The organism is Microbacterium sp. p3-SID336, assembly GCF_025143365.1.
Classification (GTDB): domain Bacteria; phylum Actinomycetota; class Actinomycetes; order Actinomycetales; family Microbacteriaceae; genus Microbacterium.
On the sequence record NZ_JALXPE010000096.1, the window covers coordinates 1 to 7,706 of the forward strand.

8 protein-coding genes are annotated in these 7,706 nt (G+C 72.5%); 6 read left to right on the forward strand and 2 right to left on the reverse strand.

Features of this window, described 5'->3' with window-relative positions; translation table 11 throughout:
- Window positions 1–31: 31 nt before the first annotated feature.
- Complete coding sequence (locus M3C17_RS18345; protein ID WP_259979493.1) at window positions 32–1,480, reverse strand: NAD(P)H-quinone dehydrogenase; 1,449 nt, start codon at window positions 1,478–1,480, stop codon at window positions 32–34.
- 48 nt (window positions 1,481–1,528) lie between these two features.
- Here M3C17_RS18345 and M3C17_RS18350 point away from each other — a divergent pair, with 48 nt between their 5' ends.
- From M3C17_RS18350 to M3C17_RS18360, 3 genes are read left to right on the forward strand one after another with little or no spacing between them, the layout of a single operon-like run.
- Window positions 1,529–2,362: a purine-nucleoside phosphorylase gene (locus M3C17_RS18350; RefSeq protein ID WP_259979494.1), complete on the forward strand. Its 834-nt coding sequence runs from the start codon at window positions 1,529–1,531 to the stop codon at window positions 2,360–2,362.
- Entirely contained in the window at window positions 2,359–4,029 is a 1,671-nt protein-coding gene (locus tag M3C17_RS18355; RefSeq protein ID WP_259979495.1) for a phospho-sugar mutase, read from the forward strand. The genes M3C17_RS18350 and M3C17_RS18355 overlap by 4 nt, the downstream gene beginning before the upstream one ends.
- Before the next feature lies 1 nt (window position 4,030).
- Window positions 4,031–4,294, forward strand: a complete 264-nt coding sequence (locus M3C17_RS18360) for an HPr family phosphocarrier protein (RefSeq protein ID WP_259979496.1) — start codon at window positions 4,031–4,033, stop codon at window positions 4,292–4,294.
- A gap of 46 nt (window positions 4,295–4,340) precedes the next feature.
- On the opposite strand, the gene M3C17_RS18365 is transcribed toward M3C17_RS18360, so the two are convergent.
- Window positions 4,341–6,263, reverse strand: coding sequence for a transcription antiterminator (locus tag M3C17_RS18365; RefSeq protein WP_259979497.1), 1,923 nt, complete (start codon window positions 6,261–6,263; stop codon window positions 4,341–4,343).
- 223 nt (window positions 6,264–6,486) lie between these two features.
- On the opposite strand from M3C17_RS18365, the gene M3C17_RS18370 reads away from it, so the two are divergent.
- The 3 genes from M3C17_RS18370 to M3C17_RS18380 form a co-directional block, all read left to right on the forward strand.
- Complete coding sequence (locus tag M3C17_RS18370) at window positions 6,487–6,801, forward strand: PTS sugar transporter subunit IIB (protein WP_259979498.1); 315 nt, start codon at window positions 6,487–6,489, stop codon at window positions 6,799–6,801.
- The gene (locus tag M3C17_RS18375; protein ID WP_259979499.1) at window positions 6,798–7,079 is read left to right on the forward strand and encodes an HPr family phosphocarrier protein; all 282 of its coding nucleotides are present in this window, start codon (window positions 6,798–6,800) and stop codon (window positions 7,077–7,079) included. The genes M3C17_RS18370 and M3C17_RS18375 overlap by 4 nt, the downstream gene beginning before the upstream one ends.
- On the forward strand, window positions 7,076–7,706 hold a 631-nt coding region (locus tag M3C17_RS18380; protein ID WP_259979500.1), incomplete at its 3' end, for a phosphoenolpyruvate-utilizing N-terminal domain-containing protein. The genes M3C17_RS18375 and M3C17_RS18380, both read left to right, overlap by 4 nt.

The window sequence follows — 7,706 nt, forward strand, 5'->3', positions numbered from 1 at the left end:
CCCCCCCGGGGGGGGGCGCCCCTCGCACATGTCAGGAGATGTTCACCAGGTGCATCGCCCTGCTCGCGTCGGTGATGCTGCTGGACAGCGATGGGTACGCCGCGAACACGCGCGACACCTGGTCGACCGTCAGGCGCCGCTCCACCGCGATCGCGATCGGGTAGATGAGCTCCGAGGCCTTGGGCGCGACGATGACGCCGCCGATCACCGTGCCGGAGCCCTTGCGGGCGATCAGCTTCACGAAGCCGTCCTTGATGCCCATCATCTTGGCGCGCGGGTTCGCGGCAAGGGGCAGCTTGTAGACCATGCCGTCCGCCAGCCCGTCCTCCACGTCCTTCACGCCGTAGCCGACCGTGGCGATCTCGGGCGCCGTGAAGATGTTGGACGTGATCTTGATGAGCTCGAGCGGGATGACGATGTCGCCGAGCGCGTGGAACACCGCCGTGCGCCCCTGCATGGACGCCACCGAGGCCAGGGGGAAGAAGTTCGTGCAGTCGCCGACGGCGTAGACGTTCGGCACGGAGGTGCGCGCCACCCGGTTCACCCTCACGTGGCCGGAGTCGTCGAGTTCGACGCCCGCCTCCTCCAGGCCGATGCCCGCCGTGTTCGGGATCGAGCCGACCGCCATCAGGCAGTGGCTGCCCTCGACCGTGCGGCCGTCCGAGAGCGTCACCGTGACGCCGTCGCCGGTGACCTCGACCTTCTCGGCGCGGGACTTGGAGAGCACCTGCATGCCGCCGCGCTTGAACACCTTTTCCAGCACCCGAGCCGCGTCCTGGTCCTCCCCTGGCAGCACCTGCTCGCGGCTGGACACCAGGGTGACCTTGGCCCCGAGGTTCATGTACGCGGAGGCGAACTCCGCGCCGGTGACGCCGGAGCCGACCACGATGAGGTGCTCGGGCAGCGCCTTCATGTCGTACAGCTGCGTCCACGTGAGGATGCGCTTGCCGTCGGGCTTCGCGGAGTCGAGCTCCCGCGGGGACGCGCCGACCGCCACCACGATCGTGTCGGCCTCGACCCGGTCGAAGTCGGTGCCGCGCTCCCCCGTGGAGACCACGATGGCGTTCGGGCCCTCCAGCCGCCCGTGGCCGGAGAGGATGCGCACGCCGGCATCGAGCAGCGTGGTGCGCATGTCCTCCGACTGCTGGCCGGCCAGCGCCACCAGGCGCTTGTTCACGGCGGCCAGGTTGATCGCGATCTCGGGCTTGAGCGGCTTGCCGTTCTCACCCTTGGCGTAGAAGTTCACGCCGAGGTCGCTGGCTTCGGAGATCGCGACCGCCGCATCGGCCGTGGCGATCAGGCTCTTCGACGGCACCACGTCGGTGAGCACCGCGGAGCCGCCCACCCCCACGCGCTCGACCAGGGTGACCTCGGCCCCGAGCTGGGCGGCCGCCAGGGCCGCCTCGTAGCCGCCGGGTCCGCCGCCGAGCACGGCGACGCGCTGAGTGCGCTCGAAAGTGGTGGAAGACATGCTTCCCATTCTTCCCCAATCCTGGCACCCGAGCCTGCACCTTCCTAGAGTGGATCCATGCCTGAAACGCACAGCAACCCTCTCGACGACCCCTCCGCGAACCCGTTCGAGGTCGCGGCCGAAGCCGCCGCCGACATCGCGCGGCTGACCGGCGTCGAGAAGCACGACATCGCCCTCACGCTCGGCAGCGGCTGGGGCAAAGCCGCCGACCTGATCGGCGAGACGGTCGCCACGATCCCGGCGACCGAGGTCACCGGGTTCTCGAAGCCCGCTCTGGAGGGCCACGTCGGCACGCTGCGCAGCATCCGCACACCGGGCGGCAAGAACGTGCTCGTGATCGGCGCGCGCACCCACTACTACGAGAACCACGGCGTGCGACGTGTCGTGCACAGCGTGCGCACGGCTGCCGCGACAGGTGCGGGGATCATGGTGCTGACGAACGGCGCCGGAGGGATCCGCGAGACGTGGAAGCCGGGACAGCCGGTGCTCATCAGCGACCACATCAACCTCACGGCGGACTCTCCCCTGGAGGGCGCGACGTTCGTCGACCTCACCGATCTCTACGCGAAGCGCCTGCGCGACGTGGCCCGCAGCATCGATCCGACTCTCGACGAGGGCGTGTACACGCAGTTCCGCGGGCCGCACTACGAGACCCCGGCCGAGGTCCAGATGGCGAAGCACATGGGCGGCCACATCGTCGGCATGTCCACCGCCCTCGAGGCCATCGCGGCGCGCGAGGCCGGCATGGAGATCCTCGGCTTCTCGCTCATCACGAACCTCGCCGCCGGCATCCAGCAGAGCCCGCTCAGCCACGCGGAGGTCATCGAGGCCGGACGCGAGGCGGAGCCCGTGATCTCGGCGCTGCTGGCCAGGGTGGTCGAGGCGCTGTGAGCGCGGAGCGGCTCGCCCAGGCCCGCGCCTGGCTGCGGCAGGACCCCGACCCGCAGACGCGGGACGAGCTCGCCGGTGTGGTCACCCGCGCCGCCGCGGGCGACGACGCCGCGATCGCCGACCTGGACGACCGCTTCGGCAGCCGTCTCGCGTTCGGCACGGCAGGGCTCCGCGGCGCGCTCGGCGCCGGAAGCAACCGCATGAACCGGGTGCTGGTCGCCCAGGCGGCCGCGGGGTTCGCGGCCTACCTGCGTGAGCGGTCGCACGGCGGCACGCCCACCGTGGTGATCGGCTACGACGGCCGCCGCAACTCGCGCGTGTTCGCGCAGGATTCCGCCGAGCTCTTCGCCGGCGCCGGGCTCCGCACCATCCTGCTCCCCCGTCTGCTGCCGACGCCGGTGCTCGCGTTCGCGGTCAGGCACCTCCACGCCGACGCCGGCGTCATGGTCACGGCCAGCCACAACCCACCCGACGACAACGGCTACAAGGTGTATCTGGGCGGCGCCGACGGCGGCTCCCAGATCGTCGCCCCGGCGGACGCCGAGATCGCCGCCCACATCCAGCGCGTGGCCGATGCGGGGAACGTGCGCTCCCTGCCGCGGTCGACCGCGTACGAGACGGCCGGCGAGGAAGTGGTGGAGGCGTACATCGCCGCGACAGCCGCCGTGGCGCCCGCCCCCGCCGGCGCCAGCGAACTGCGCTGGGTCTACACGGCCATGCACGGGGTCGGCTGGGAGACGGTGTCGCGCATCCTCCGCGCAGCCGACTACCCGCAGCCGGTCGTCGTGGACGAGCAGCTGCGACCGGACCCCACCTTCCGCACGGTGTCGTTCCCGAACCCCGAGGAGCCCGGAGCGATGGACCTCGCGTTCGCGAAGGCGCGCCGCGTGGGAGCCGACTTCATCCTCGCGAACGACCCGGACGCCGACCGGCTCGCTGTCGCCATCCCGGACGAGACCGCGCCGGAGGGCTGGCGCCGCCTGACCGGCAACGAGGTGGGCCTGCTGCTCGGCGCACGCGCAGCCCGGTCCGCCGAGGGGACCCGCGGAGCCTCGCTGGCATGCTCGCTGGTCTCCTCGCCAGGGCTCGGCGCGGTGGCCGCCCATCACGGCCTCGACTTCCACGAGACTCTCACCGGGTTCAAGTGGATCTCCCGCGCGCCCGGCATCGTGTTCGGCTTCGAGGAGGCGCTCGGCTACCTCGTGAACCCGGACACGGTGCGCGACAAGGACGGCATCTCCGCCGCGGTCGCCGTGCTCGGCCTCGCCGCGGAGGCCCGCGAGCGCGGCGCCACGCTCGCCGACCTCCTCCGCGAGCTCGGTGACACCTACGGCCACTTCGCGAGCGGACAGGTCTCGGTGCGCGTGGCCGACGTCGCGATCATCGGCACCGTGATGCTCGCGCTGCGCTCGCTCCCGCCCACGCAGATCGGCGGTCGCTCCATCGCCTCGGCGGAGGACCTGCTGCGGTCGGGCCCCGGACAGCCCTCCGGGGACGTGCTCCGGTATCGGCTGACCGACGGCTCGCGCGTGATCGTGCGTCCCAGCGGCACAGAGCCGAAGCTCAAGGTGTACATCGACGCGAAGGCGGACTCCGCGGACGGCGCCGCCGCAGCGGTCGCGGAGCTCGAGGCCGGCGTGCGGACCCTGCTGGACGAGCGCTCCTGACATGCCCGCCCGGAGCGTGGTCGTCAGCGCCCACAACGGCGTGCACGCACGACCCGTCGCCGAGCTCGTGCGACTCGCGCAGTCGCACGACGGCACCGTGACCCTGCGCACCGCGGACGGCACGACCGTCGACCTGAGCAGCGTGCTCGCGGTGATGGACCTGGCGCTCGGCCCGGGTGACGCGGTGGTGCTGGAGACCGCGCCAGGGGCGACGGCGGAGGCGCTGCTCGACCGGCTCGCGGAGGTGCTCGCACCCGGGCGCTGAGCGGCGGGGACGGCGGTGCGGGCACCCGGTCGGCTGACGCCGCTCCTCAGCCGTCGATCACGGCGACGAGCTCGTCGAGGAACGCCTCGAACGTGGTGCCGCGGCGGACGATGCGCTGCACGCTCTCCCGTTCGCTGAACACCTCGACCAGCTGCTCGAACACGGTCTGGAAGGCGGCGCGGTCGTCTTCGCTGAAGGCGGCGAGCGCCACGACCTGCACCCGTCCGTCGCCCCATGCCGCCGACCCGTCGGCCACGCCGATCGCGATGGCGGTGCGGCGCGCGGTCATCTGCAGCGCATGCGGGACCGCGAGCGCATCCGTGAACGCCGTGGACGACATGCGCTCCCGCAGGATCGTGTTCTCGATGTAGTCCTCGCCGATCAGTCCCGCCTGCACCAGCCGTGCCCCGAGGCGACGGATTATCGCCTCCTCGCCCTCGTCCGGCAGCGGGAACACGTACGCGTCGGGGTGGAAGTAGCGCGCCAGCTCCGCTCGCAGCCGGGTCAGCCGCCGCCCGCGCCGCAGCCGCGCAGCCGCCTGCTGGATGCGGTCGACGTCGGCGTCCGTCAGGAACGGCTGGATGCGCACGAACCGCTCCCCTGCGGTGCCCGGCTCGATCGTGCTGAGCACCAGGTCGGTGTCGAACGACGACCAGTCCGGGTCGACGCGGGTCACCACGCGGGTGACCTCGATGGCGGAGCCCAGGCTGCGGTCGACGCTGGAGCGCAGCAGCTCGTGGAGTTCGTAGTACCCCGGGCACACGATGGTGGCCGTGAGGATCGACTCGGCCTTCCTGCTGCGCTCGAGCCGACCGCCGACGTGCATCGCGATGTAGGCGATCTCGTCGTCGTGGATGGGCGTGCCGAGGCGGTCGTGGAGGCCGCTCGCGATCGACACCGCGACCTCGAAGATCATCGGATAGGTGGTCTTCAGCGATCGGGTCAGCGGGTTGCGGGTGAGGGCGCTCTGCTCGGCGCGACGCAGCAGGTTCTGCACGTGCAGGGCGAGCCGCAGCACGAACGTCTCGTCGACCAGGTCGACCTGGAAGTCCTCGGCGGCCCTGGCGATCTCCGCCCGGACGGCGGCCTCCACCGCCGGCTCCACGCCGCTGCGCGCGACCTCCCGCGTGGCATCGCCGCCCGGAGCGACGATGCGCGTGAGCACGAGCGACGCCAGGTGCCCGCTGTCCCCCTCGCCGAGGACGACCGAGAAGTGCGCGGCCGCGAGACGCGCGATGACCGCGCCCACCCGCGGGATCTCGGGACGCGCACCGGCCGGTGGCGTGTCGAGCGCGCGACCGGCGGCCACCCGCTCGGCGGCGATCGCGATGTGCAGCAGCACGTCGGCGATCGCGAGCTCGTTGACGTAGTAGCCCAGTGCGCTCAGCTCGCCGACCAGGGCCGACTTGAACGGGCCGACGGCGCGGGGGTCCACGGCGGTGCCGGACAGCGCGCGGCGGAACGTCTCGGGGTGGAAGGAGGCGTCGTCCATCTCGTCGTGCGCGAGACGGCTGAGCAGTCGGCGCTGCGCTCCCTCGTCCCCGCGCAGCCGGACGACCTCGCGGGAGCGCTCGAGCTCGAGCTGCGTGCCGTCCAGCAGGCCGCGCACTCGCACGAGGTCGGCCTCCAGGGTCGCCTCGCTCACGTGCAGGTCGTCGGCGGCGTCGAACACGTCGATGCCGCCGGGCGCGTCGAGCAGCATCCGCACCAGCGCGTGCAGGCGGTCGCGCGGCGTAGTGTCTCGACCCTGCCGCACCCGCAGGGCGCCTCGTGCCCCCGAACCGGCACGGTACCCGGCAGGGCCCGACTCCACGACGGCCGCGCCGGGCGTCCGCGCATTCAGTGCGGCGACGTACGAGCGGATGCTGCGGGGCGTCACGCCGAGCAGATCCGCGAGGCTGCCGGCGGTCGCCCATCCCTCCTGGCGCAGCAGCGCGGAGAGGAGCTGGTCCTGGCGCTGGCGCGACATGGTCCTCCCCGCTCCCGTGCTGACGGCACTGTGCTGACGGCACTGTGCTGACGTGCTCTGTGCTCTCGTGCTCTGTGCTCACGTGCTCTGTGCTGACGTGCTCTCCATGATGTCAGCACGACGGCGCAGACGCGCGGCGAGAGAGGTTCCGCGGGGGCGGAAAGGAACGTGTTGGCGGCGGCAGGGCCGCCGTTCCCAGACTGTTCTCAGGAAGGTGGCATCGATGAGGATCCTCGTGGTGTGCGGCGCCGGAGCGTCGAGCACGTTCGTCGCACAGCGGCTGCGGACGGCAGCGGCCGCGGCCGGCCTGGACTGGGACGCCGCAGCCGGGACCGAGGGTTCCGCGACGGGCGCGACGGCGGATGTGATCCTCGTCGGTCCGCACCTCGCCGACCGGCTGGACGCGATCCGCGCGACCGCGCACGCCCCGGTGGCCGCGCTGCCGGACGACGTCTTCGCCGACCGCGACGGCAGCCGCACGCTCCAGCTCGTCCGTTCGATCCTCGCCACCGCCGACGCCCCGAAAGGAACACCATGACCGCCACTCGCACCGTCCGCATCGGCTCCTCGCACGGCCTGCACGCCCGCCCGGCCAAGATCTTCGCCCAGGCGGCGAAGGACTCCGGCATTCCCGTCACGATCGCGAAGGACTCCGGCAAGCCCGTCAACGCCGCCAGCATCCTCGGCGTGATCGCGCTCGCGGTCGAGCACGGCGACTACGTGACGCTCTCGGCCGACGGCGACGGCGCGGAGGCGGTGCTCGACACCCTCACCGAGCTGTTGACCACCGACCACGACCAGGACGCCGCAGGATGAGCGAGCTGCGCGGAGTGGGGATCGGCCTCGGCGTCGCGCAGGGACCGGTCGTCCGCATGACCGAGGCGCTGCCCGCCCCCGAGAACACCCCCAGCACGGTCGGCGCCGACGCGGAGCGCGCGCGGGCGAGAGACGCCATCGCCGCCGTCGCCCGCGAGCTCGATGCCAGGGGAGCCGCTGCGGGCGGTGCGGCGCAGGAGGTGCTCGAGGCACAGGCCATGATCGCCGAGGACCCGACCCTGCAGGACGAGGTGGACGCGCGGATCGATGCCGGCGGCACCGCGGAGTGGGCGGTGCACGATGCGTTCGCCGGCTTCCGGGCGACCCTGGAGGCCGTGGGCGGCTACCTCGGCGAACGCGCCGCCGACCTCGACGACATCGCGCAGCGCGTGCTCGCGCAGCTCCGCGGCGTCGATGCCCCCGGCGTGCCGGACCCCGGGCACCCGTTCGTGCTCGTCGCGCGCGACCTCGCGCCCGCCGACACCGCTCTTCTCGACCTCGACCAGGTCCTCGCTCTGATCACCACGGACGGCGGCCCCACGTCGCACACCGCGATCCTCGCGCGCGAGAAGGGCATCGTCGCGATTGTCGGGGTGTCCGAGGGAACGGCGCTGACGACCGGGGAGA

Bases quoted from the DNA above. Each gene is read 5' to 3' on its own strand.
- M3C17_RS18360 (WP_259979496.1), top strand. From the start codon at position 4,031: ATGCCCGCCCGGAGCGTGGTCGTCAGCGCCCACAACGGCGTGCACGCA.
- M3C17_RS18350 (WP_259979494.1), top strand. From the start codon at position 1,529: ATGCCTGAAACGCACAGCAACCCTCTCGACGACCCCTCCGCGAACCCG.
- M3C17_RS18375 (WP_259979499.1), top strand. From the start codon at position 6,798: ATGACCGCCACTCGCACCGTCCGCATCGGCTCCTCGCACGGCCTGCAC.
- M3C17_RS18370 (WP_259979498.1), top strand. From the start codon at position 6,487: ATGAGGATCCTCGTGGTGTGCGGCGCCGGAGCGTCGAGCACGTTCGTC.
- M3C17_RS18345 (WP_259979493.1), bottom strand. From the start codon at position 1,480: ATGGGAAGCATGTCTTCCACCACTTTCGAGCGCACTCAGCGCGTCGCC.
- M3C17_RS18365 (WP_259979497.1), bottom strand. From the start codon at position 6,263: ATGTCGCGCCAGCGCCAGGACCAGCTCCTCTCCGCGCTGCTGCGCCAG.